General features: G+C 63.8%; 19 protein-coding genes. 7 read left to right on the forward strand and 12 right to left on the reverse strand.

Going from position 1 to position 23,840, the window contains the following annotated elements; translation table 11 throughout:
• Positions 1-301 (forward strand): transposase (locus BCL67_RS12000; protein WP_146131152.1); only part of this gene is annotated, 301 nt, incomplete at its 5' end.
• A 1,119-nt stretch (positions 302-1,420) separates the two neighbouring features.
• Here BCL67_RS12000 and BCL67_RS12005 read toward each other — a convergent pair.
• The 5 genes from BCL67_RS12005 to coaE all read right to left on the reverse strand — a co-directional run bounded on the left by BCL67_RS12005 (position 1,421) and on the right by coaE (position 8,791).
• The gene (locus tag BCL67_RS12005) at positions 1,421-2,959 is read right to left on the reverse strand and encodes a sugar transferase (protein WP_258175022.1); all 1,539 of its coding nucleotides are present in this window, start codon (positions 2,957-2,959) and stop codon (positions 1,421-1,423) included.
• 950 nt (positions 2,960-3,909) lie between these two features.
• A complete protein-coding gene (locus BCL67_RS12010) occupies positions 3,910-4,530 on the reverse strand; it encodes an arsenate reductase/protein-tyrosine-phosphatase family protein (RefSeq protein WP_146131153.1) in 621 nt (206 codons plus the stop codon).
• A 3-nt stretch (positions 4,531-4,533) separates the two neighbouring features.
• Positions 4,534-5,907, reverse strand: coding sequence for a polysaccharide biosynthesis tyrosine autokinase (locus BCL67_RS12015; RefSeq protein ID WP_106123671.1), 1,374 nt, complete (start codon positions 5,905-5,907; stop codon positions 4,534-4,536).
• Positions 5,908-6,022: 115 nt separating this feature from the next.
• Entirely contained in the window at positions 6,023-8,167 is a 2,145-nt protein-coding gene (gene uvrB / locus BCL67_RS12020) for an excinuclease ABC subunit UvrB (RefSeq protein WP_106123672.1), read from the reverse strand.
• Between the two features lie 9 nt (positions 8,168-8,176).
• The gene (coaE, locus tag BCL67_RS12025) at positions 8,177-8,791 is read right to left on the reverse strand and encodes a dephospho-CoA kinase (RefSeq protein WP_308738001.1); all 615 of its coding nucleotides are present in this window, start codon (positions 8,789-8,791) and stop codon (positions 8,177-8,179) included.
• Positions 8,792-8,998: 207 nt separating this feature from the next.
• Between coaE and BCL67_RS12030 the strand changes: the two genes are divergently transcribed.
• On the forward strand, positions 8,999-10,267 hold the full coding sequence (locus BCL67_RS12030) for an ABC transporter substrate-binding protein (protein ID WP_181255992.1): 1,269 nt from the start codon (positions 8,999-9,001) through the stop codon (positions 10,265-10,267).
• A gap of 13 nt (positions 10,268-10,280) precedes the next feature.
• On the opposite strand, the gene BCL67_RS12035 is transcribed toward BCL67_RS12030, so the two are convergent.
• Entirely contained in the window at positions 10,281-11,258 is a 978-nt protein-coding gene (locus BCL67_RS12035) for a LysR family transcriptional regulator (protein ID WP_258175024.1), read from the reverse strand.
• A gap of 71 nt (positions 11,259-11,329) precedes the next feature.
• Between BCL67_RS12035 and BCL67_RS12040 the strand changes: the two genes are divergently transcribed.
• A complete protein-coding gene (locus BCL67_RS12040) occupies positions 11,330-12,313 on the forward strand; it encodes an EamA family transporter (protein WP_106123674.1) in 984 nt (327 codons plus the stop codon).
• Here BCL67_RS12040 and BCL67_RS12045 read toward each other — a convergent pair.
• Both BCL67_RS12045 and BCL67_RS12050 read right to left on the reverse strand, forming a co-directional pair.
• Positions 12,277-12,972, reverse strand: a complete 696-nt coding sequence (locus tag BCL67_RS12045; RefSeq protein ID WP_106123675.1) for an SGNH/GDSL hydrolase family protein — start codon at positions 12,970-12,972, stop codon at positions 12,277-12,279. The two genes, BCL67_RS12040 and BCL67_RS12045, sit on opposite strands and share 37 nt — an antisense overlap.
• A gap of 114 nt (positions 12,973-13,086) precedes the next feature.
• Positions 13,087-14,874, reverse strand: coding sequence for a BCCT family transporter (locus tag BCL67_RS12050; RefSeq protein WP_106123676.1), 1,788 nt, complete (start codon positions 14,872-14,874; stop codon positions 13,087-13,089).
• 318 nt (positions 14,875-15,192) lie between these two features.
• On the opposite strand from BCL67_RS12050, the gene BCL67_RS12055 reads away from it, so the two are divergent.
• Entirely contained in the window at positions 15,193-16,428 is a 1,236-nt protein-coding gene (locus tag BCL67_RS12055; RefSeq protein ID WP_106123677.1) for a class I SAM-dependent methyltransferase, read from the forward strand.
• A 152-nt stretch (positions 16,429-16,580) separates the two neighbouring features.
• On the opposite strand, the gene rpsA is transcribed toward BCL67_RS12055, so the two are convergent.
• The gene (gene rpsA, locus BCL67_RS12060; RefSeq protein WP_106123678.1) at positions 16,581-18,086 is read right to left on the reverse strand and encodes a 30S ribosomal protein S1; all 1,506 of its coding nucleotides are present in this window, start codon (positions 18,084-18,086) and stop codon (positions 16,581-16,583) included.
• Between the two features lie 264 nt (positions 18,087-18,350).
• A complete protein-coding gene (locus BCL67_RS12065) occupies positions 18,351-19,814 on the reverse strand; it encodes a GNAT family N-acetyltransferase (protein ID WP_181255993.1) in 1,464 nt (487 codons plus the stop codon).
• A 372-nt stretch (positions 19,815-20,186) separates the two neighbouring features.
• Between BCL67_RS12065 and BCL67_RS16005 the strand changes: the two genes are divergently transcribed.
• Together BCL67_RS16005 and BCL67_RS12075 are read left to right on the forward strand one after the other, a co-directional pair.
• Positions 20,187-20,648: a hypothetical protein gene (locus BCL67_RS16005; protein ID WP_374955648.1), complete on the forward strand. Its 462-nt coding sequence runs from the start codon at positions 20,187-20,189 to the stop codon at positions 20,646-20,648.
• Positions 20,649-20,666: 18 nt separating this feature from the next.
• Positions 20,667-21,110 (forward strand): CBS domain-containing protein, encoded by a 444-nt coding sequence (locus BCL67_RS12075; protein ID WP_106123681.1) that lies wholly within the window; start codon positions 20,667-20,669, stop codon positions 21,108-21,110.
• Positions 21,111-21,748: 638 nt separating this feature from the next.
• Here the strand turns inward: BCL67_RS12075 and BCL67_RS12080 are convergent.
• A complete protein-coding gene (locus BCL67_RS12080) occupies positions 21,749-22,048 on the reverse strand; it encodes a hypothetical protein (RefSeq protein ID WP_106123682.1) in 300 nt (99 codons plus the stop codon).
• Positions 22,049-22,764: 716 nt separating this feature from the next.
• On the opposite strand from BCL67_RS12080, the gene BCL67_RS12085 reads away from it, so the two are divergent.
• A complete protein-coding gene (locus BCL67_RS12085) occupies positions 22,765-23,070 on the forward strand; it encodes an arsenate reductase/protein-tyrosine-phosphatase family protein (RefSeq protein ID WP_258175026.1) in 306 nt (101 codons plus the stop codon).
• Here BCL67_RS12085 and BCL67_RS12090 read toward each other — a convergent pair.
• Positions 22,984-23,811 carry a maleate cis-trans isomerase family protein gene (locus tag BCL67_RS12090; RefSeq protein WP_181255994.1) on the reverse strand — a complete coding sequence of 276 codons (828 nt, stop codon included), beginning with the start codon at positions 23,809-23,811 and terminating at the stop codon, positions 22,984-22,986. The genes BCL67_RS12085 and BCL67_RS12090 overlap by 87 nt on opposite strands.
• Positions 23,812-23,840 lie beyond the last annotated feature (29 nt).

A 23,840-nucleotide genomic window follows, 5' to 3' on the forward strand; every position in this document is an offset into this window, starting at 1 on the left:
CGGACGCCTGCGCGATGAAGCCGCATTCGCCGCACTCGCAGGGGTGAGTCCCATCCCGGCGTCCTCAGGCAATACCACTCGCCATAGGCTGAATCGCGGAGGCGACCGAAGACTCAATCGCGCACTCCACATGGCCACGGTCGCCCTCATGGCCCACAATCCTGAGACACGTGCCTACGTCGCCAAACGTCGGGCTGAAGGGCTCACCAACAAGGAGATCCGACGCTGCCTCAAGCGATACCTCGCCCGCCGGATCTACCGTGCCCTGGAAAACTCCCACAGGATCCCACTCGTTGCTTGACAGACATAGAAGAGTCCATGGGTATCATCGCACGTCGTGCGCGGACTTCCCGCTCCCGCAGTGTCGGAGGTGAACCGACCCACTGTTGGACAGCATTGGGAAGCGGCGACATCGCAGTGAGCACCATACGCGTTAGGCGATCTCCAGCGGCGAAGACGGCTGTCGCACCGACGTTTGAGACGGCACTCACAATGACAACCGGGAGTTGCATGTAGAGCGCGCTCGTTCCGCGCGCCGCCGCGATCGATGCCTGAGCTCTCACAGAAAATCGCAGCGAGCGCCCTCGGGCACGCCTGAAGTCATCGAGCGTAACGCCCGCCACTTTGAGCGAGAGAGTTACGGCAATGCACCAGGGCACGAGCAACGCAACGAGCGGGTAGGTCCACAGTGGCAATCCAGCAAAGAGCATAATGGCCGATACTCCGGCACCGGTTAGTCGCGGAATCGAATCTAGGGCGACGGTCAACCAGGGACGCCCAATACCAAAAAAATACCAAGCCATTGAGAGGCCAGCGAAGCAACTTGCCAGTGCAGTGAGCGCCGATTCCAATGCAAATGCACCACCGAGTAGGAAGGCAGCTGCCGTAGCGATTACTCCCAGGGGAAGCAGAAGTACGAGCCTACTGTTGACAGCCAGCGCAGCGTAGTGGCGACGCCTAGATGGCTTGGCACGCGCCACGCGCATAGGTCCATTCCAGGACCACCCTAACTCTACAAAAGCCGCAATTGCGCTACCGATCGCCTGGCCCACGGCAATCGCGGCCCATCCTTCCGCACCACTGTGCGTCGTTATCGCAGGTAGGACTAGAAGGGGCGTCAGCATTCCGAAAAGAGGGACTGCAGCGAAGCCGAATGTCTGCCTTACGCGGGGCATGAGGGACGTTCATGAGCTACGAACATCATTCGTTGCCTCCATTTTTAGCACCAGCGGCTCGGAGTATCGTGTGCGCAAATGTTGGATTTTAGAACACGCCACTCAACAATCTCGTCACCGAATGAAATTTCCAATAAAAGGCTCATCCAACTAGGTTAATGAAAAGGCATTACAAATTTTTTTATGCATAAAAACCGAGATAAGAGCCATGACTTGATAACGATTCTACGAAATAGCCCATCAGCTTAATGGGCACTTCCCCCAGGAAAAACCACTGCTTTGAAAGTTCTGAATAGAATACCGATATCTCCTGTAAGAGACCAGTTCTCTATGTAATAGAGGTCCAGCCGCACAGCTTGCTCCCACTCCAGCTCGCTGCGGCCGCTCACCTGCCAAAGACCGGTCACGCCGGGACGCATGATGAGGCGACGATGATGGGCATCCGTATATAACGCAACCTCCGCGGCGACCTGCGGGCGCGGTCCGATTAGACTCATTGAACCAACGAGTACATTGAACAGCTGTGGTAGTTCGTCCAGCGAGTACTTCCGCAAAAAACGTCCAATGGATGTGATCCGTGGATCGTTCTGAACCTTGAAAAGCGGCTCCTCTGCTGTCCCCTGCGCTTCAAGCAACGCTTGCAGTTCTCGGTCCGCTCCAACGCGCATCGACCGAAACTTCAGCATATCGAAAGGTTCCCCACGCTGGCCGATCCTCCTCGAACGATAAAGCAATGGCCCTGGCGAAGTAGCTTTTACGAGAAGCGCTATTATCAGCATGGGAAGCGCCAAGCCGGCGATGATCGAGAGCGACCCAACAACATCGAAACTTCGCTTCATCACCATCCGCAAACCAGTGTACTGAGGCGTTTCGACATGAAGTAGGGGCAGTCCTGAAACGGGGCGGCTATGGATTCTAGGCCCGCTGACGTCCGTTAAACTGGGCGCCATTATAAGAGAATACTTATCTTGCTCGAGTTCCCAGCTCAGTTCCTTAACGCGCCTTGGGTCGAGGTCATCGGAACTAGTGACGATGACGGTGTCGGCTGCGATCCGCTTCATTGCAACACGGGCGGTTGAGAAGTCTCCCACGACGGGGATCCCGGCAATTTCAGTCTTGATCCCAACTTGGGTGCGGCTGAGGCACACGCCGACTACCTTATAACCCGCCCATTGCTGACGTCCGAGTTCTTGAGCGATGTGCTCTACCGACGCAGGTGAACCCATGAGTAGGACACGTCGACAATGTTGTCCATTGCGCCTTCGACGGTGAAGCCACCTCCTCCATACCCAGCGCTCGACAAGTAGCGCCATAATCCCTATTGGGAAGATCAATAGGAGGTACCCGCGCGCAAGGTTCAGATTGAGGAGGAAAGCGAGTGTCGCGAAGCCGGCAAATAGTTTAATCCCGGAATCGGCGATGATACGATATTCCAACCACCCGGACCCTATTACCCGGCTATTGCGGGAACCCGTCATCCAGAGCATGGCAAGCCACAGACCCACGATGACCAGGGACACCAGAAGGTAGTTTATTCGACCCTCACCTGCAGCTGGGAGGCTGAATTCCGCTTCGGAACCCAAGCTGACCCAAGCCACCTGCACACCCACGACCACAGCGATAACAACAACTGAATCACTGAAGGCAAGGCGATTGGCGAAGCTCCGGCGCCACGACTCCCATTTCGACTCTTCCGGATGGGAATTTTTCAGCTCTAGGTTCGGTCTTGGACCCAACTTATGATCACTGTCGGGGGCTTCTGGCAGATTCAACCCGATGCTCACACAATCACCGCCCTTACGACATGGCCGTGACGGTTGCACGATGACACTGCAAACTTCATGGCTGCCTCCTAACAGGGAGATCTCCCAGACGAGCGTTCTTGCTTCGTGTAATATACCACTGATTATTGCGGAACTTACTACGCATCCGGCGCATCTCCTGTTGCGAATCCTACGCAGTATCACCGGCGTTTTCGCCGGCCTAAAGACCTTGTTTCACGCAAGAGCCGCCGCCCTACTTTGAATTCCTCGCCGCACGTGCCGGCGGCGTTATGCGCAGCCCATCAATTCCACTGTCGCTTTGACATGGCAACTTGACCCACAGTCTGGTTTCGCCAACACCTCGCCAGCCGGTGGCCTTGATCGGACGCGGGACAACGAGTGCCGATCCAGGCAAGTCCAGGGCTGCAGATCCATCGCTCGTTCGCGAGAGCCGCCAGATCAAGCAGACCGCAGCCAACCTTGCGATACACATGCTCGCGCTGGACTCCGGGCTACACCACGATGGCATATACCAGAGCCTTCGTCCGGACCAGGTTGCGTAGGAATGGGCTGAACTGCGCGCAGTTCATGCAGTGGCTTGTCAGTTGCGGCAACGGTTCTTGGCCCTACGAAGAGCGCGCACAGGAACCTTTTCTACCCAGAGCGTCCAGTCGCTGATCTGACAGAACACCACCCAACGATTTAAATGACAGCTGAGATTTGTCTCTGGACAATGCAAGGAGTTTCTCCGTTCGTCGGGTCATAAGATCCCACGAGCGAAGCAGCCATGGTGCTGTCCTGGTCGGATGACGTCAACTAATTCACGGTGCCCGTACTTGAACATGAGACTCTTTCCGCTCCCAACTGAGTCTCAGGGCGACAAGGACATAATCCGCTGCGATGAATGCCAGCAATGGGGGGACCGGCAAGAGAACCAGCGCGCCTCCTGACGAGGGTCTGCGCTGTGCCCCTTATGCTCTGAGCCGCTCGGCCAGGTGCATCGCGGTGCTCTCGATGTCATTCAGCGCTTCAACGATCTGGCGCGCAGATTCTTCATAGGTCTTTTGGGAACGACGGTAAGGATCCACTACGTCGACTGGACTGCCTTCTTCGACGGCCAGGTAACCACGTCTCGCTGCGGCCCACTTCACTCCGCTACGAAGCTTGTCAGCGGCGTCCAAAGTGGAGAAACCTGCAGGCGGCACTGCGAGAATTTTCCCTGCGCTCTCCAGGAGAGCCGCGAACTCCGTAAGTGTGAAGGCGATGCGCGAAGAGCGCGGGAGGAGACGCACCACGGCACTACGATGTTCCGTGGCCATACCTAAGACGAGGTCTGCTCGTCTCACATGCCCCATCGTCAGCTGACATCCAGAGTGGCCTGCAGGAGACCCTCCATAGCGTACGGAGCCGGCGGCGGCTTCTGTTGGCATGTCTGACCCGACCATGGCTCTCGTTCCGGCGCTCTCCACCACAACTGCCGGTTTCAGTAGTGGGAAGCGCTCGGCGATTCTGGCTCGGATGAGCTGTTCCGCTTGGGCGGAGCGGCAGATATTGCCAGTGCACACCACAAGGATGCGGAACGGGTCAGACATCACTCAGGCCCTTCGATCCTCTTCATAGGTATATGCGTAGTTGTATAACCCATATCCGTAGGCATCGGGGCCCTTGGTCGGAAGCATGGTGGGAATCACGCCAAACAGTTTCGCACCGACGTGCTCCAATGCAACCACCGACCTGCTGAGCTGGTGCCGGTGTGTCCGTCCCGCAGCAACCACGATGATGGCACCTGTTGCACGTGTGGCGAGGATCGCCGCGTCTGTGACAGTCAGTGGCGGCGCATCGATCAGCACCACGTCAAACTGTTCCTTCACGAACCGCAGCAAGGCATCCATGCTAGGCGAACCTAGAAGCTCACTGGGGTTTGGGGGAATGTCCCCGGCAGGAAGTACAGCAAGGTCGTGAGGGCCCCAATATTGGACGACGTCTTCCAGGTCCACTCTGCCGATCAGTACGTTGGTAAGGCCCACCGCGCCTTCAAGCCCGAAGTAGTCCGCGACCCTTGGACGACGGAGATCAGCGTCGATGACCAAGACCCTCTGACCGGCCTCCTGCATGGTAATAGCAAGGTTGGCGACCGTGGTTGACTTGCCTTCTCCCTGGTGGGACGAGGTCACTACGAAGCTTCGCTTGGTTTCACCGACCTCAAGGAACTGGAGATTGGTTCGCAGGGTGCGGAAGGACTCTGCACGCGGGCTCTTTGGATCCACCTGGACCACCAAGGGCCGCTTTGGGGCCTCGGGATCATAGGATATGCCTCCCAGGAGAGGTGTGTCGGTGACTGCGGCGATATCGTGCTCACCACGGATTCTGGTGTCGAGGACCTCGCGTAGCACCGCGATGCCCACACCAAGAACCAGCCCCGCAAGAAGACCGAGAGTGAGGTTGAGTGGGATCCGCGGTGCTACCGGAGTTTCCGGCGCCACTGCCTGCTGAAGGACTTCCACGGTGACCGCGCTGTCCTCGCCTGAAGAGCCCGGCGTAATCTCGCCGACTACCTCGATCAGGCTATCCGTCACAGCGTTTGCGATCTCGGCCGCAACGGCCGGATCCTCGTCCGTCGCCGTGATTTGCATGAGCACCGTATTTACGTCGGTGGAGATTGCCACAGATTCTGAAAGTTCCGTGGGCGTCTGCTCGAGGCCCAACTCATCGATAACAGGCTGCAGCACTCTTGGAGTGGCGGTTACCTGGACGAAACTTTGAACAATTTGCTGGGTGTAGGTGGTGCCCTGACCCAGCTCCGCCACGGTTGAGGCGGAATCCGTCGACACGTAAACCCGCGTCCCGGCCTCGTACTGGGGACTCTGGAGCATCGAGAACGTGGCAGCAGCACCGATCCCGGCGAGGGTCGCCAACACGATGATGAGCCATCCGCGACGGGCGATCCTTAGATATTCATGCAATTCCACGTACCGCTGTCCCCCAAAGTCCCACTGTCATGGCCTGCTTCAGCATAAGGGATGTACGGCGAAAAGACAGATTCTCCGTGAATGACTGGAGGACCTGAGACGTAGCACACGTTCGTCACATCTGGTCGTGGCCGGCGTTCTGCATCTGGCGGAGCTCCTTCTTCAGCTCGCCGATCTCATCGCGCAGCCGGGCGGCCACCTCGAAGTTGAGCTCCTCCGCGGCGTGGTGCATCTGGCCGGTGAGCTGGGCAATCAGGTCGGTGAGGTCCTTCGCCGGGGTCTGCGCCGCCAGGGACTTGCCGGACTTCTTGCCAGTGCTGTCCTCCCCGTCCTCATGATCGAAGCTGGTGTAGCCGCGATGGCCCTTGCCGTACTGGAAGCCGGTAGCCAGGCCACCCATCCCCTGCAACAGCTCTGCGGTGTCGGCATCCTCGCGGGCCAGCTGGTCGGTGATGTCGGCGATCTTCTTCTGCAGCGGGGTGGGATCGATCCCGTGTTCATTGTTGTACGCGATCTGCCGCTCACGGCGTCGGTCGGTCTCATCGATCGCGCGGCGCATCGAGTCGGTGATCCGGTCGGCGTACATGTGCACTTCGCCAGACACGTTGCGGGCGGCACGGCCGATGGTCTGGATCAGCGAGGTGGTGGACCGCAGGAAGCCTTCCTTGTCCGCATCCAGGATCGCCACCATCGAGACCTCCGGGAGGTCCAGGCCCTCGCGGAGCAGGTTGATCCCGACGACCACGTCATGGACGCCGCGGCGCAGATCCCGCAGGATCTCGATCCGCTTGAGCGTGTCCACGTCCGAGTGCAGGTACTCCACCTTGATGCCGTTCTCCAGCATGTATTCGGTGAGGTCCTCGGCCATTCGCTTGGTCAGTGTGGTGACCAGCACGCGTTCGTTCTTCGCGGTGCGAGTGCGGATCTCCCCCAGCAGGTCATCGATCTGACCTTTGGTCTTCTTGATGATGATCTGCGGGTCCACCAGACCGGTGGGTCGGATGATCTGTTCCACATAGCCATCGGCCTGGCCAAGTTCGTAGGGACCGGGCGTCGCCGAGAGGTACACGGTCTGTCCGATCCGCTCCAGGAACTCATCCCACTTCAGCGGCCGGTTGTCCATGGCGGAGGGCAGCCGGAAGCCGTGATCGACCAGGGTGCGCTTGCGCGACATGTCGCCTTCGTACATGCCGCCGATCTGCGGGATGGTGGCGTGGGACTCGTCGACGATCAGCAGGTAGTCATCTGGGAAGTAATCCAGCAGGCAGTGCGAGGCGGAGCCGGGTCCGCGGCCGTCGATGTGCCGGGAGTAGTTCTCGATGCCGTTGCAGAAGCCCATCTGCTGCATCATCTCGAGGTCGTAGGTGGTGCGCATGCGCAGCCGCTGGGCCTCCAGGAGCTTGTCCTGGGATTCCAGCTCGGCCAGACGCTCGCGCAGCTCGTCCTCGATGCGGCTGATCGCGCTGGCCATCCGCTCATCGCCGGCCACGTAGTGGCTGGCGGGGAAGATGTACATCTCCTCTTCCTCGCGGACCACGGTGCCGGTGAGCGGGTGCAGGGTGGAGATGGATTCGATCTCATCGCCGAAGAACTCGATCCGGACCGCGAGCTCCTCGTACATCGGGATGATCTCCACGGTGTCCCCGCGGACCCGGAAGGTGCCGCGGTGGAAGTCGGTGTCATTGCGGGCGTACTGCATCCCGACGAAGCGGCGCAGCAGCTCGTCGCGCTCGATCTTCTCCCCCACCTCGACCGCGACCATCTGCTTGATGTATTCCTCGGGTGTGCCGAGCCCATAGATGCAGGAGACGGTGGCGACCACGACCACGTCACGGCGAGTCAGCAGCGCGTTGGTGGCTGAGTGGCGCAGCCGCTCGACCTCCTCATTGACCGAGGAGTCCTTCTCGATGAAGGTGTCCGTCTGCGGCACATAGGCCTCGGGCTGGTAGTAGTCGTAGTAGGAGACGAAGTACTCGACCGCGTTGTTCGGCAGCAGCTCCCGGAACTCGTTCGCCAGCTGGGCCGCCAGGGTCTTGTTCTGGACCATGATCAGCGTGGGCCGCTGGATCTGCTCGATCAGCCAGGCGGAGGTCGCTGATTTGCCGGTGCCGGTGGCGCCCATCAGCACGACGTCCTTTTCGCCACCCTCGATGCGTTCTACCAGCTCAGCGATCGCCTTCGGCTGATCACCTGAGGGCTTGAAGGGGCTGATGACCTCGAAGGGGGCAACAGTGCGGCTGATCTTCTGAGCGAGACTCATGCATCAATGCTACTGCTGGGCGCTGACCCGCCCGTGGAGTTTCTCGTACAGCTCATCGACCTGAGCATGCAGGTCGTCGAGGGTGCCGGAATTGTCCAGCACGACGTCCGCCACGGCGGTCCGTTCGGCCTCGGAGGTCTGTGCGTCGATGCGCGCCTGGGCGTCCTCCGGGCTGGTGTTCCGGTGCCGCACGATCCGGTCCAGCCGCTGCTCCACCGGCGCTGAGACCACCACGACTACGTCGAACCGATCGGCCTGTCCGGTCTCCACCAGCAGCGGGATGTCCTCGACCACCAGGGCATCCTCGGGCGCCTGCGCGCGCAGCGCGTTGCGGGCGTCGCGGACCCGGGGGTGGACGATCGCGTTGAGCTTGGCACGGGCGTCCTCATCAGCGAAGACGATCTGACCCAGCGCCTCACGGTCCAGAGCGCCGGCCTCGGTCAGCACGCCGGACCCGAAGGTGTCGACCACTTCTTCGAGGCCTGAGGTGCCTGGTTCCAGGGCCTCGCGGGCGAGGATATCGGCGTCGATGATGATGGCGCCGTGCTCCGCCAATCGCTTGGAGACCGCTGACTTGCCTGAGGCGATCCCGCCGGTCAGGCCCACGGAGAGGATTCGATGCATCCCCTGAGTCTAAATGAGCGGCGCGGAGGCAGGGCGGGCGCCCTCAAGTTCGCTCACCCGGAAAACCGTAGTGATATTCGTTACATTTTTGTCTTGACAGCCCGATCCGGTGCTCCATACGCTCGAGAACAGCAAAATGTGATCGTTCACATTTTGATCCGCCCACCCAGAGAAGCCCGTTCTGAAGCACCTGACATCGGAGTCACTATGAACCAGGCACCACGCAAGACCGTCGCCGTCCTCTCCCTCGCCGCGCTGACCTTGGCCGGATGCGGCGGTGGTGGTGGTGGCGATGATGAGAACGTTAATCTTCGCTTCACGTGGTGGGGTGGCGATACCCGGCATGCCTACACCCAGGAGATCATCGACGCCTTCGAGGAAGAGCATCCCGACATCACCATCACCCCGGAGTTCGACTCCTGGGAGGGCTATTGGGACGCTCTCGCCACACAGTCCGCCGCGCGGGACACCCCGGACGTGATGCAGATGGACCTGTCCTACATCCGCGAGTACATCGAGAACGGCCTGCTCCTGGAACTGGACCAGGTAGAGACCGGCGCCTTCACGGACGAGCTGCTGGCCACCGGAAGCCAGGATGGCACGCTCTACGGAATGCCCGTGGGCAGCACCTCGCTCGCCATCATGGCCAACGAATCGATCTTCGAGACCGCCGGTGTGGACATGCCTGACGACGACACCTGGACCTGGGATGAGTTCGCTGAGACCGCGGCAGAGATCTCCGAGAACTCTGAGGCCTACGGCCAGGCGCGACCGTTCAATGATGCGGGCATCGGGATCTGGCTGCGTCAGCACGCCGGCGTCGACATGGTCACCGAAGACGGGGAGGTCGCCTGGGAGCCGGAGGACGCGGTCCCCTACTTCGAGATGCTGGGTGACTCGCTGGACTCAGGCGCTCTGGCCTCCGGATCCCAGGTCAACGAGGACCGCGCCGCTGCGTTGGAACAGACCATGATCGCGACCGAGGGTGCGGCGATGGACTCCTGGTGGGACACTCAGATCATCGTGCTCTCCTCCAACGAGGGCGTCGAGCTGACGCCGTTGAAGTTCCCCAGCGAAGCAGGAGATGCTGCGGAGGCTCAGCTGTATTACAAGCCCTCGATGTTCTACTCGGTCTACGAAGGCTCTGAGCACCCTGAGGAGGCTCAGCTGTTCATCGATTACCTGGTCAACAATGAAGAGGCCGGGCGCCTGCAGCTGATCGAGCGCGGGATCCCGGGCAATGAGGACGTCCGCGAAGCCATCCGAGACGACCTGGACGAGACCGAGACATCGGTCCTGGAGCACAACGAGAGCCTCGAAGACATCGTGGCCGAGGCTCCCCCGCTTCCACCCGAGGGCTTCGGGGCGGTCCAGGAGATCATCTGGCGCTACGAGGAGGAGTTCCTCTTCGGCCGGGTCAGCGCGGAAGAAGCCGCCCAGCGCATGCACGATGAGATCGAAGCCGCTCTCGGCTGAGCGTCGCGGGGCTCTAGCCCTCCTCCACGCCGTACTCCGCCATCAGCTCGAGGCCGATGCGGACCAGGTGATCGGTGACCGTGCGGACCGCGAGGCGCTCGTGCCGATCGGGTCGACTCAGGGCGACGATGTTCCGCGCGGCCCGGACCCCGATCAAGGGGCGCAGGACCACGCCTGGCGCGGGGCGCGTGCTGAACCTGGGGAGCAGACCGATCCCCGCGCCGGCGCCGACCAGGGATTCCACCAGGTGGTTGTCACGCAGTCGGAACGTGCGGTGCACGGGGCGCCCGGTGAGCTGCTCGATCGCCACCGGGATCGCGTCGAAGGGGTAGCCCTCGGGGACTCCCAGCCAGTCGTGATCGATGACGTCCTGTGCGGTCAGCTCGGTCTTACCGGCGAGGTCGTGATCGGCGGGCAGCACCACGTCGATCGGCTCGCGGGCCAGCACGGTGCTGATCAGCCCTTCCGCCCCGCGGGGCACTCCCCCGCTGATGCTGTGGCTGATCACGATGTCGGCGTCCAGGGCGCGGGCCGCGAAATCCGCCTCGGCGATGTCGAAGTCATCCAGAGTCAGCGTGATCGCACTCTCCCGCAGCCGGCGCAGCAGCGGCGGGAGCAGCACCTGCCCGGCGCTGGGCAGGGTGCCGATGCTCACCAGTCCGCGGGGATCGCCGGTGGCGGCGTCGAGCCGGGCCTGGACGCGGGCCAGGCTGGAGATGACCTCATCGGCGCCCTCGGCAAGCAGCTGACCGGCCGGGGTCAGCCGCACCCCGCGGGAGTCCGGCTCGACCAGCTTCACCGCGAGCTCGCGTTCGGCGGTGCGCAGCTGCTGGGACAGCGCCGAGGGGGTGCGGTGGGTGGCGCGGGCCACGGCGGCGAGGGTGCCGCGGGCGGCGATCTCGCGCAGCAGTTCGAGGTGTCTAGGTTCTATGTGACGAGGCTCCAGATAGCGCCGCGGGAACTGGTCGGGTTGTGAGCGTTCGGCATCCATGTAGGCAACCTACACGGTTGATGCAGAAGCATTCAGTAGACCTGATGGGTTTCTCGGCGGAGGATGAACCCATGCCCTTGCGTCATGTTCTTCTCGCCCTGCTCGTCGCTGTCCTGTGGGGGCTCAACTTCCTGGCGATCCGGATCTCGCTGGATCAGTTCCCGCCGCTGTTCCTGGCCGGACTGCGGTTCCTGATCCTGGCGCTGCCGGCGCTGCTCTTCGTGCCCTGGCCCGGGGTCAAGGTGCGCTACCTGCTCGGCTACGGGCTCGGCTTCGGGACGCTGCAGTTCTTCGGGCTCTACCTCGGCATGAACGCCGGGTTCCCCACCGGGCTCGCCTCCCTGGTGCTCCAGGCCTCGGCCCCATTCACGGTGCTGCTCGGCGCGCTGGTGCTCAAGGAACACATCACCGCGCGGCGAGCGACCGGCGTCGCCGTCGCGGTGCTCGGCCTGGGACTGGTGGGGGTCTCACGAGGCGTGCTGGACGGCTGGACCCCGTTCCTGCTGGTGCTCTTCGGCGCCTTCGGCTGGGCGCTGGGCAACCTGGCCTCCCGCAAGGCCCAGACCGATCGCCCTATGGCGCTGGTGCTCTGGATGGCGGTGGTCCCCCCGATCCCGCTGCTCACCGTGGCGTTCCTGGTGGAGGGCCCGGAACAGATCGGTGCGGCGATGGCCAGCTCGATCAGCGTGGCCGCGATCCCGGCCTGGCTGGGACTGGTCTATACGATCCTGTTCGGCACCGTGGTGGGCGCCGGGATCTGGGTCTGGCTGATGCGCCGGCACCCGGCTGGAACGGTGGCGCCGTTCTCGATGCTGGTCCCGGTGGTGGGGATCCTGGCCGCCTGGGCGGCCCTCGGCGAGGTCCCGACCTGGCTGGAGCTCGCCGGCGGGGTGCTGGTGGTCGGCGGGGTCATCTACGCCTCGGTGCGCGGCACTCCCCCGGCGCAGCCCGCGCCGCCGCCGGAGGCTGCTGCCGTGGATGAACCGGCACCGTCGCAGGATCCGGCGCCCGCCAAGGATCAGCCGTTGGAGGATGCGTCGTCGTCGGCCAGGTAGTCGATCACCGTCTCACCGAACTGTTCCTGAGCGTCCGGGGTGAGGTGGACGCCGTCGTTCGTGGTTCCGGCGAGGAATCCGCCGTCGGGGCTGCGCAGGAACTCCAGGCCGTCGAAGAACTCCCAACCCTGCTCCTCAGCTAGCTCCTCCAGCTGCGTGTTGAACTCGGCGCTGCTCGGGGTGGTCTCCTGCTCGCGCGGCGGGATGGCTAGGAGCACGACCCGCTCGGCGGGAGCCTTGGCGACGATCGTCTCCAGGCTCGGGGCCGTCTCCTCGAAGCCGACGCCCCGGGCGAGGTCGTTCGTGCCGGTCATCACCAGCAGAACGTCTGCGTTCTCGACCTCCGCGAGACCCTCCGCCTGCTGGACCGAGGTGGATCCGGCGACCGCCCACCCGCCGGCGAACCGGTAACCCTCGGCAAGCAGCGTGGACACCCAGGAGTCGTCACCGATCTGCCCGGCCGCGAAGTCCGGGGAATCCATCTCGGTGTTGGAATCCCCGACCACCGCCATGCGGTCGCGCTCGGCGGCTCCCTCCGGCCGGGCCAGGACGATCACCAGGGTCGCCAGCAGGAGGGCGGCTGCGGCCAGGGCTGCGCCGCCGAGCGTGACGCGCTTCCAGGCGCGGGGACTGCTGCGGGGCCGCCGCTGCTGACTCATGGGCGCCACGGTATCGCATCTGGTACCAGACTCCCCCACACAGAAACTCTTCAGGGACAGAAAAGTCCCGCCCTCCGAGGAGAGCGGGACTTTTTCTGTGTGGATCCGTAAGTGTCAGCGGCTGTTGTAGCTGCTGTTCGGCTGGGTCGGGTCCACGACCGGGACATCCCCGGTGCGCACACGGTACTCCTCCACGATGGCGGGCTGCTCCACGTGCTCCACCTCCGGCGCGTTCTCCGGCTGGGTGCCCTCGTGATAGTCCGGGGCCACCACGGCCTCGGTGAGTGAACCGTCGGGCTCCTCCATGCGGCGCTCGTACTCCTCCGGAGGCAGCGTGCGCAGCCAGCGGCGGGTGCGCAGGAAGCCGACCTCGCCGGCGTCCTCGCGCATCGCCCGGGAGAGGTTGTACATCATGAAGTAGCCCAGGATGAAGAACGGCAGACCCAGCACCAGGGCCACGTTCTGCAGCGCCTCGAGCCCGCCCTCGCCGGTCGCAGTGAGCAGCACCGCGGCGATCAGGCCGATAGAGATGGTCCAGAACGCCCGCTGGTGCAGCGGAGCCTTGCCCTCGTAGCCGTTGCACATGTCATCGAGCACCAGGGCGCAGGAGTCCATCGAGGTGATGAAGAAGATGCCGACCAGCATGATCGCGATCGAGGAGGTCAGCGTGGCCAGCGGGAACTCCGCAAGGAACGCGAACAGCGCGCCTTCCACGCCGTCTTCCAGCACGGTGTCCACCACGCCGCCCTCGCCGTTGAGCTCGATGTCGAAGAGGCCGGTGCCCCAGATGCCGAACCAGACGATGGTGAACAGGGTGGGCAGGCCGAGCACGCCAGCGACGAACTGGCGCACCGAGCGGCCGCGGGAGATCCGGGCGATGAAGATGCCCACGAAGGGCGCCCAGGCCACGGTCCAGGCCCAGTAGAAGATGGTCCAGCCGTCCTGCCAGCCCGTGTCCGAGAGCGTGTCATTCCACAGCGCCAGCTCGGGCAGCATCGCAGCGTAGGTGCCGGCGAACTCGACCACGCCGCGCAGCATGAACACCGTCGGGCCGGTGGCCAGGATGAAGATCAGCAGCAGGATCGCGGTCCAGATGTTGAAGTTCGAGAGCCGCTTGATCCCCTTGTCCACGCCGAGGATCGCCGAAAGCGTCGCGATCAGGGTCACCACCGCGATGATCAGGATGAAGTTCCAGGCTGCATCGCTGATGCCGAAGAGCCGGGCGAGGCCGGCCTGGATCTGCAGGGTGCCCAGGCCGATGGAGACGGCCACGCCGAAGATCGTGCCGACCACGGCGAAGATGTCGATGGCCTTGCCGGCCGGGCCGTGGATCTTGTCGCCGAGCATCGGCTGGAAGATCGAGGAGACGCGCGGGGGCAGGTTCCTCTTGTAGATGAAGTACGCGAACGCCAGGCCGGGCAGCGCGAAGATCGTCCAGGTGTGCAGGCCGAAGTGGTACAGCGTGAAGCCCATGGCCTCGTTCGCGGCCTCGATGGAGCGGGGCTCCACGCCCTCCTGGGCGCCGCGCGGCGGCTCGGCGAAGTGGTAGGCGGGCTCGGCCACGGCCCAGAACATCAGGATGGTGCCGATGCCGGCGGCGAAGAGCATGCCGAACCAGGCGATGTCCGAGTGTTCGGGCTGATCGCCGTCCGAGCCCAGCTTGATCCGGCCGAAGCGTCCGACAGCGATGTAGACCAGGAAGATCAGGAAGATCGTGACACCGGAGATGTAGAACCAGCCGAGGTGGTCATAGATCCATCCGGAGCCTGCGCCGAAGAACTCGCCCATTCCCGTGGGCATGAGGAGCGTCAGGATCACGAATCCGAGGACGATCGCGGCGGAGCCGAAGAAGACGATCGGGCTGGTTCTCAGCCGGAGCACGTCGTGGAGCCGTTGCAACATGATTGCCTTTCACGGGAGTAGTCACTGCCGGCGCCCGACTTCAGGAACAGCCCCCGGTCCCCTGCGGGACACGAGGACAGCGGCGCTGAGCCCTGACGGGCGGGATGATCGTCCCTACGGTATGGAATTTGGGCACGCGATGCACTTTCGTGATCCGGATTCTGAGCCACCCGGGCCGGATCCCAGTCCAGCACAGCGGAATAATTCCCGGCATGAGCCCGATCCACGCACCGCGTCTCATTCAAATAACAATTCTTGGGCTCAGCTGGTGAGAAGCTGGTCGGCAGGCTGGCTGGGCCGATCCTCTAAGCTGGCTCCATGCCATTTCCCGCGGGTCAGACCCCCGATGTCCAGCCCTCCCCGCTCACCCAGAGCTTCGACTTCACCCCGATCAGTCCCCCACCCGATGCGGTGGACCTGCTGCTGCTCGACACCGCCGCAGCCTGGTGGGAGAACGGCCACCCGCGCGAGGGCGTGCTGATCCTCGATGACCGCTCCGGCGCGATCACGCTGCCGATCCTGGACTCGCTGATCAAGGACGCCGGCAAGCCCGGCTCGGTCTGCGCGAAGGTCGAGGACGCGGTGGCCGCGGTGCGGGTGCTCTCCGATGAGCTCGGCGCCGAACGCGCGCTGCAGGGCAACGCTCGCCGCGCGAATCTGCCCGCCCCGGTCCCCGCCGAGCTGCCGACCCTCACCGAGCAGGCCCCCGAGGCGTTCACCGGGGTGCACACGGTGCTGATGCACCTGCCCCGGTCTCTGGAGACGCTCACCGACTGGGCCTGGCTGATCCGCGAGCACGCGGCGGCCGACGTCGTCGTCCTGGCCGTGGGCCGGGACAAGCACATGAACCGCTCGATGAACCAGGTGCTGGAGAAGAACTTCACCGACGTCTCGGCAGGCCGCGGCCGCTCGAAGTCCCGGGTGCTCACCGCCCGCGGACCGCGCGACGGCGTGCCCACCTCCGCACCGCGGAAGAACACCCACCAGCTGGCCATCCCCGGGAAGGGCTCCACCGAGCTGACCCTGTGCAGCCTGGGCGCCACCTACGGCGGCACCAAGCTCGATCCGGGCACCCGGCTGATGCTCGCAGCCGTAGAGGCGCACCAGGGGTTCCCCGGCGCCGAGTACGTGATCGACTTCGGCTCCGGTAACGGCACGGTGAGCGCCTTCCTGACGCTGCGGCACCCGCAGCTCAAGGTCATCGCCACCGACCACTCGGCGTCCGCGGTGCAGTCCACCCAGCTCACTGCCGAGGCCAACGGGGTCGCTGACCGGGTCGAGACGGTCCGCGACGATGCGCTCTCCCGCTTCGAGGACGGCTCTGCCGAGGTCATCCTGCTGAACCCGCCGTTCCACCAGGGCAATGCGGTGGACCCCGGCGCCGCGCACCGGCTGATCCGGGCCGCGGGCCGTGTGCTGGCCCCGGGCGGGCGGATCTACAGCGTCTGGAACTCTCACCTGAAGCACCGCACGGTGCTCTCCAAGGAGGTGGGGCTCACCGAGCAGCTGGCCCGGGACGCGCGGTTCACCGTGACGGTGTCGACCAAGCGCTGAGGCTGCTGGCGCCGCCTGCCTGGTTGGAGGCGGCGCCGCTCGCAGTCGCCTGACCCACGCTTAGCCAGACATAAAGAAGGCCGGTCCCACCCGCAGGTGGAACCGGCCTTCTTTGTCACTCAGGCGGGATCAGCGATCCGCCCTCATGGGGTTCAGCTGTTTCCGGTGAGCTTCTCGCGCAGCGCAGCCAGCGCCTCGTCGGAGGCCAGCGTGCCGGCATCCTCGGAGGAGGTGTTCTGCGAGGAGGAGTAGTTCGACGGAGCCGGCTCGGACTTGGAAGAGCTGGAAGAGCTCGAGGAGCTGGAACCGACAGTGGCCTGTGCGGCAGCTTCGGCGTCGGCCTCGATGGCGGCGACGACCTGCTTCTTGTGCGCTTCCCACCGCTCCTGGGCCTTGGCGTACTGGGCCTCCCAGACGGTGCGCTGCTCGTCGAAGCCTTCCATCCACTCGTTGGTCTCCGGATCGAAGCCCTCGGGGTAGAGGTAGTTGCCGGCGTCGTCGTACTGAGCGTCCATGCCGTAGACGGCCGGATCGAACTCGGCACCTTCGGGATCGACACCCTCGTTGGCCTGCTTCAGCGAGAGGCTGATGCGGCGGCGCTCGAGATCGATGTCGATGACCTTGACGAAGAGCTCGTCACCGACGGAGACGACCTGCTCGGCGAGATCAACGTGGCGGACTGCCAGCTCGGAGATGTGCACCAGACCCTCGATGCCGTCTTCGACGCGGACGAATGCACCGAAGGGCACCAGCTTGGTGACCTTGCCGGGGACGACCTGGCCCAGCGCGTGAGTGCGGGCGAAGGTCTGCCACGGATCTTCCTGGGTGGCCTTGAGCGACAGGGAGACGCGTTCGCGATCCATGTCCACCTCGAGGACCTCCACGGTGACTTCCTGGCCGACCTCGACAACCTCGTTCGGGTGATCGATGTGCTTCCAGGAGAGCTCCGAGACGTGGACCAGACCGTCGACGCCGCCGAGGTCCACGAACGCACCGAAGTTGACGATCGAGGAGACGGTGCCGGTGCGGACCTGGCCGCGCTCGAGCTTGTTGAGGAAGGAGGAGCGGACCTCGGACTGGGTCTGCTCGAGCCATGCACGGCGGGACAGGACCACGTTGTTGCGATTCTTGTCCAGCTCGATGATCTTGGCTTCGATCTCCTGGCCGATGTAGGGCGCGAGATCACGGACACGGCGCATCTCGACCAGGGATGCGGGCAGGAAGCCGCGCAGACCGATGTCGAGGATGAGGCCGCCCTTGACGACCTCGATGACGGTGCCGGAGACGACGCCGTCCTCTTCCTTGATGCGCTCGATGTCACCCCAGGCGCGCTCGTACTGTGCGCGCTTCTTGGACAGGATCAGGCGGCCTTCTTTGTCCTCCTTGGTGAGGACCAGAGCCTCCACCAGATCGCCGACTGCGACGACCTCGTCCGGGTTCACATCATGCTTGATGGACAGCTCGCGGGACGGGATGACGCCTTCGGTCTTGTACCCGATGTCGAGGAGGACCTCGTCGCGGTCGACCTTGACGATGGTGCCCTCAACGAGGTCTCCGTCGTTGAAGTACTTCATAGTCGCGTCTACAGCGGCGAGGAACTCTTCTGCGGTGCCAATGTCGTTGATGGCGACCTGTGGGGCAGTGGTGGTGGGGGTCATGTAGTAGGGGCTCCGTTATGGATTGTGGCTGAATGGTCAGTGCACGGTGCCGCCATCGTGAGATGGCATGTCTATGCACTGAGCGTTGGACAGATGAACAGGGTGAGCTCGGCAGGTCCCGATTCCGGCGAATACGCCGAAGAGCGGACTTTCGAGCAAGGTCTGCATCAGATGTCGTGTTCGACTCTGTGCGCAGAACGCGCTGGCCCAGTTTATACCGGCAATCCAATACGAATCAACCGGTGGGCGTGGCCGAGGACTTGCTCAGAAATGTGTCGCGCAGAAGGGAACGGTGGGCAGGTCCAGGATCTTCGCGATCCGTTCCACGTCGGCGGCGGTGGTGTCTTTGAGCCGGCCGGCGGCGTGCAGCGTGCGCACGGAGAAATCGCCCAGGTAGAGCGAGCCGAGCGTCTCGACGCTGAGCTGGAGCGTGGGGAGATCTGGTGTCGCTTCTCGTGCCGGCGCTGCTGGTGTGGTGTTCGCTGCGGGGGCTCCTGCGGGGGTTCCCGACGCGTCACCCGCAGCGTCGCGGGTGACGGTGGCGGCGCCGTCGTCGACTCGCACCGTGAAGCTGCCGCCGGTGATCCCCAGCGGGTCCTCGAGTTCGAGGCGGAAGGAGCCGTCGGCGGTCCAGGCGCGGGCCTCGAGGGCCTTGACCACGTCGAGGATGCGCACCCAGAGCAGGTCGGCCAGTGCGGTGACCTTATAGCTGCGCGGGTTCACCAGTGCGGACTGCAGCGGGTCCACCACCGGGGCGGTGCGCATGGTGGCGCGGCGGACGATGTCGAGTCCGGCGATGTAGTCCCAGAGCGCGAGGTGGCTCTGGTCATCGGCCGCGATCAGGTCCCCGATGCGGATGGTGCTGGGCTCGGTGTCCCAGCCTTCGTGCTTGAAGGTGACGTAGCCGCCGATGGTCCCGTCCTCGCGGACATGGACCGCGGCGCGGAGCTTGCGGTTCCAGGCGGCGGGGTCCTCGGAGTTCCAGCGTGCCGTGGCGGCCATCTGGTAGGTCTGCTGGCGTCCGATCGAGCCGCGGGTGCGGGCGTGGAAGGCCTCGAAGCTGGTGTTGATCACGTCATCGAGCTTCACCGGGTCCGCGGAGATGACGCGTCCGGCGGGCTTGCTGCGCAGCGCGAAGCCCTGGCCCTGGCCCTCGCCGAGGTCCACCCGGATGTTGGCCTCGCGGGTGGCGACGCCGAAGCCGAACCGGCCATAGATGCCGCCCTCGGAGACGGTGAGCGCGGCGACGGCCATGCCGTCCTCCACGGCGCGGGCGAGCGAGGAGGTCATCATGTGCTTGAGGATGCCGCGGCGGCGGAAGCTCGGGTTCACCGTGACCACGGTGATCAGCCGGGCCGGCAGCGGACCCGCTGGGCCTCCGGCGTTGAGCGTCTTGTCGTAGCCCACGAAGGTGCCGACCGGGTGGTCGGCGTCGAAGCCGACCTGCGCGAGCGCGTTGCCCCAGGGCTCTGCGGAGGCGGCGTCGCGGTCCACGTAGACCGCGGTGAGGTTCTGCTCGTCCTTGACCAGGATCCGACCGACCTGGTTGATCTGCTCGTCGGTGAACCACGGCTCGTAGAAGCCCTGCTCAGCAGTCCGGGCGAAGGCCGCGGTCTTCGCGTCGACGGTCTTGCCGTCGGAGTCCAAGGACGCAGGGAAGGTCTCGCTGCGCAGACCTGGGGCGAGCGGAGCGACCTCGGGCGGCTGGGGGAAAGTCTGGTTGTCCACGAGCAACCACATTATCGGTCCGGTGAGACGGGTGCCAGGTGGAGCGGCGGGGTCTCGGGAGGGCGGCGACGCATGCATGCCTGCGACTCGCTCGCCATGGAAACTGCCCGGAAAGATACATTGAGGGCTTGTCCGCGGAGAGCCGAACCCCCGGAGGGAGAGTTTTAGAGACCCAGGTCACTCGGATACGCTGGGTGGGCAGCTCAAGCAGCGGGCTCTTGGAACAATCTTCAAGGCAGGCTTCTTGCAGCACTTCTCCCCCGCCCGCGGACTTATTCTCTTCGCGACTGGCGGCCACAGGCTCGCTCCGAGCAACGACACCCTGACACCCATGCCTCTCTGGTGCGTCGCGTGATGCAGGTACAAGACCTCATGTCTGGTGCCCCGCGACGCGTCTGGACGACCCAGTCTCTGCCCGACGCGGTGGACCTGTTCGATCACCAGAACCCAGCGGTCGTCGTCGTCGACCTACGCGACCACCCAGTCGGGCTGATCACCAAAGCTGCGGTCTCTCGCACGGCCGCGAAACAGCCCGACCGCTGGAGCACCATCAGGTGCGCACACCTGATGGAACCACTCACCAGCCAGCTGCGACCCGATGACTCCCTCGAGGGGGCACTCGCCCTCTACCGCGACGGCGGACCACGACCACTGCTGGTCTTCAACGGAGACCACCCCATCGGGGTGCTCTACCCGGAGTATGTCCTGGCCTCGACACCGGCATCCGATAGACCCGCACGTGCCTCCGATCCCATGGCCCCAGCAAGTCGCCCCCGTAGTTTTTCTGCGTCCACGCCGTTGGACCTTCCCACATCTGACACAGATACCTTCTGACAGGAGAAACCCCACACCATGACGACCGTCGCAGAACTGATGACCTTTGGCGTGCCGCACCTCAGCGCGCACTGCACCCTGGAAGACGCCGCCCGCGCCTTCGATCAGTCCGGTATCGCTGCCCTGCCGCTCTGCCACTCAGATGGCGCACTGCTCGGCCTGGTAACCCGCCAGGACATGTCTCGGGCTTTCCGCTCCCTCGGAGAACTCGCGAACTCTTTGAGAGCCCAACACCTGATGAAGCCTGACGCGCCGAGCATCGGAGTCCACGATTCGGTCGAGCAGGCGATGGCGCAGATGGCCGTGCACCAGACCCAGCACCTCCCAGTTCTGGACGGGACCGCTGTCTGCGGCGTCATCACCAGCACTCAGATCGGCCTTGCCCGCCCCGAGGTGGATATCGAGCAACTCATCGAACACGTCAAACTCCCGGCGGACCCCACCCAGGCGTCGTTCTCCTGAGGTCCCCAGGAGCAGCGCCTGAGGGTCACGGGCCCGCATAGACCAGATTCACCTGACGTCGTAGGTGACACCAGCACAGCGATCCTCGCCGACCATTCTTCAGTGGTATCACGATCGGCCAGTACCGCGCCCAGGGCCTTCAACCCGTAATACATCCGAGTGCGCAAGGTGGCGACCGGAACACCTGTCTGTTCTGAAAGTTCCTCAAAACGCACGCCGTGCAGCTGCACGGCGGATATCACTTGGCGGTGCTCGAAGGTCAGAGTGGCCAGACCTTCATAGAGAGCAATCCGCTCCACGACGCGCAGATCCTCTGTCACCGGTTCACTCAGCCACTCAAGCTTCTCTGAGTCCGTCGGTGTCAGACGGCGAACCCGCGCCCGCATGGCGTCGATGACAAGGTTCCGGGCGATTGCGAAGAGCGCTTCCCCGTGCTCTGCAAATGCCTGCTGGACGTCGAAGGGCATGTCATTCGTGGAATCCACGGCGACCACCAGCTCGCAGACCACGCCAGAGGCCCCACTAAAGTGTCCATACCGTCAACAGGTCCTTAGCTCAGGAACTTGAAGGAGTGCGGAGATGACCATCCGAATGGCGCGCTTCGAGCGAACCTCGGGAACTCTCCTCACCCACGGGCGTCAGCCCTGTGATGGCGGGGCCGACGCTCCATGTCCATGACCGGAGGGGTCAGCGTTGATGGTTCTGTCAAGAATGCGGGCCTCCAGTCCGGCTGGCAGGCCTTCCTCGCGCCACGTCACCCCGGCTTTACCGAACCGTCGGATGATTTCCCGAAGCTCCTCGAGCTCCAGGTCGATCGTGGGGTCCGCCGCTCGGGCCTGGTCGAGTTCCTGCTGTTCGCCATCACTGAGACTGCCCGCCAAGACACCAGCGATGAGAGCTTCTCGCCGGGAGGGATAACTGTCCATGGTGAGAATCAACCTCCAGGCTCTTTTCCACAAAAATGTACCGTCGCAATACCTTTGAGTACCCCATTATGCATCAAAAACCTGGACCGCCGCTGGAGCCGGGAGAGCACCCCTGTGGCCGCTCTTGAACCCACCAGGACAGACTCCCAAAGATTGGCCATGGGCAAGCACTCTCTCATTTCTCAGGTTCTTTCGGGCGAGGCTATCTGGGACGCAGAAGAGAAATCCCTCTTTGACTGCGGGTTGATGACTCCATTGAAAACATCCGTGCGATGGATCCTGGCTCGCCTGACCCTTCCTCTCAACCGGGATCTCCATCTACGATCGAGCCACAGTCTGGCTCTGGGCCCCTCGGACCAGGCTGTTTCCTTTCGGAGAACATGAGAGGGCCAGGCCCCGTTGGCTACGCACCAGGCCAGCGGGGCTTCCTACTGACCTGCGCCACCCGCGGAGAATGTCACCAGTATTATCTTTTGTATACCAAATCAACTCTTAAAAAACTCCAATCTATGCAGATCATTTAAATGTAGATCACGACGTGCACGTATCACCCACGAGTAATACTTGAGATTCAAGGAATGGTGCTGGGCATGGGATCTTGCCGGCTTTCAACCGAAAAGCGAGGCACTGAGTCGATTCAGGAGGCAGAAGCAGCCCCCTGGGACGAACTTGATGAGAGTAAACCTCGAGAGATCGTCACCTAGGGCTCGATGCGAGGCGTCCTCACGTTGATCTCAGCAAGAATCACGCCCTCGGAGCACCTCGACGAGAACGTGGTCACCGTGATGGATGAGATCGGGATCAGCCTCGACGAGCAGTTCCCCAAGCCGCTCGCCGACGACGTCGTCCAGGCCGCCGACGTCGTGATCACCATGAGCTGCGGCGACACCTGCCCGATCTACCCGGGGAAGAGGTACGAAGACTGGACCATCAGCGACCCCGCCGCCCTAGACCTCGAAGGTATCCGCAGCGTCCGGGACGCGCTGAGGACCCGAGTCATGGAGCTGGCCGACGGGTTGGTCACGCTGCCCTGAGCCACTCTGTGCGGTGAGGCGCAGCAGCGACTGCCCCTCCCCGTGCGCGAGCTTCCCCACGCGCCGCAGTCCGGCCCACAGGGTGGCCTGGTTGGCGGTGATGATCGGCTTCCCCAGCTCAGCCTCCAGCGGCGCGATGAGGTCGTACGTCGGGAGGTTGGTGCAGCTGACCAGGATGGCCTCAGCGTCTGGTGTGTCAGCCCGCCGGATCAGCTCGGCGGCCTGCGCGTAGGGGACCTCCCAGATGCGGCCGTCGAGCCCGAGCTCAGCCCTTCCGGTCACGCTGATGCCGTACTCGTCGAGGAACGATTCCAGCAGCAGGGACAGCGCGGGCGTGTAGGGGGTCGCGGTAGAGACCTGTGTGATTCCGAGGACGGCGAGAGCTTCGACCATCGCCCCGGAGGCCGTCACCGCGTCACGAGCCCCGGCGTCGGTCATCGCCTGGACGAGACCTTCCTGCCCCGCCCGACCACTCACGAAGCTCCCGGACGAGCAGGCGTAGAGGACCACGCCTGCGCGACCGGCGGTGAGACTGCGGACCCCTTCGGTGACCACGCTGGTCTCGGCGACCTCCCGGGCGAACTCCACGGTGACCACATCGTCCAAAAACGGCGTCCGGGTCACCAGCAGGTCGACGTCGGCGGGGAGCCAGCGCCACAGCTCGGCGTCGAGCTCCATGTCGAACGGCACGACCACGCCGAGCGCCTCCCGGGGAGCCGGGCCGGGGATCTCGGGGGTCATGTCTGTCCCTTTCCACATCGCTGAGTGTC

Source organism: Nesterenkonia sandarakina, assembly GCF_003003175.1.
GTDB lineage: Bacteria > Actinomycetota > Actinomycetes > Actinomycetales > Micrococcaceae > Nesterenkonia > Nesterenkonia sandarakina_A.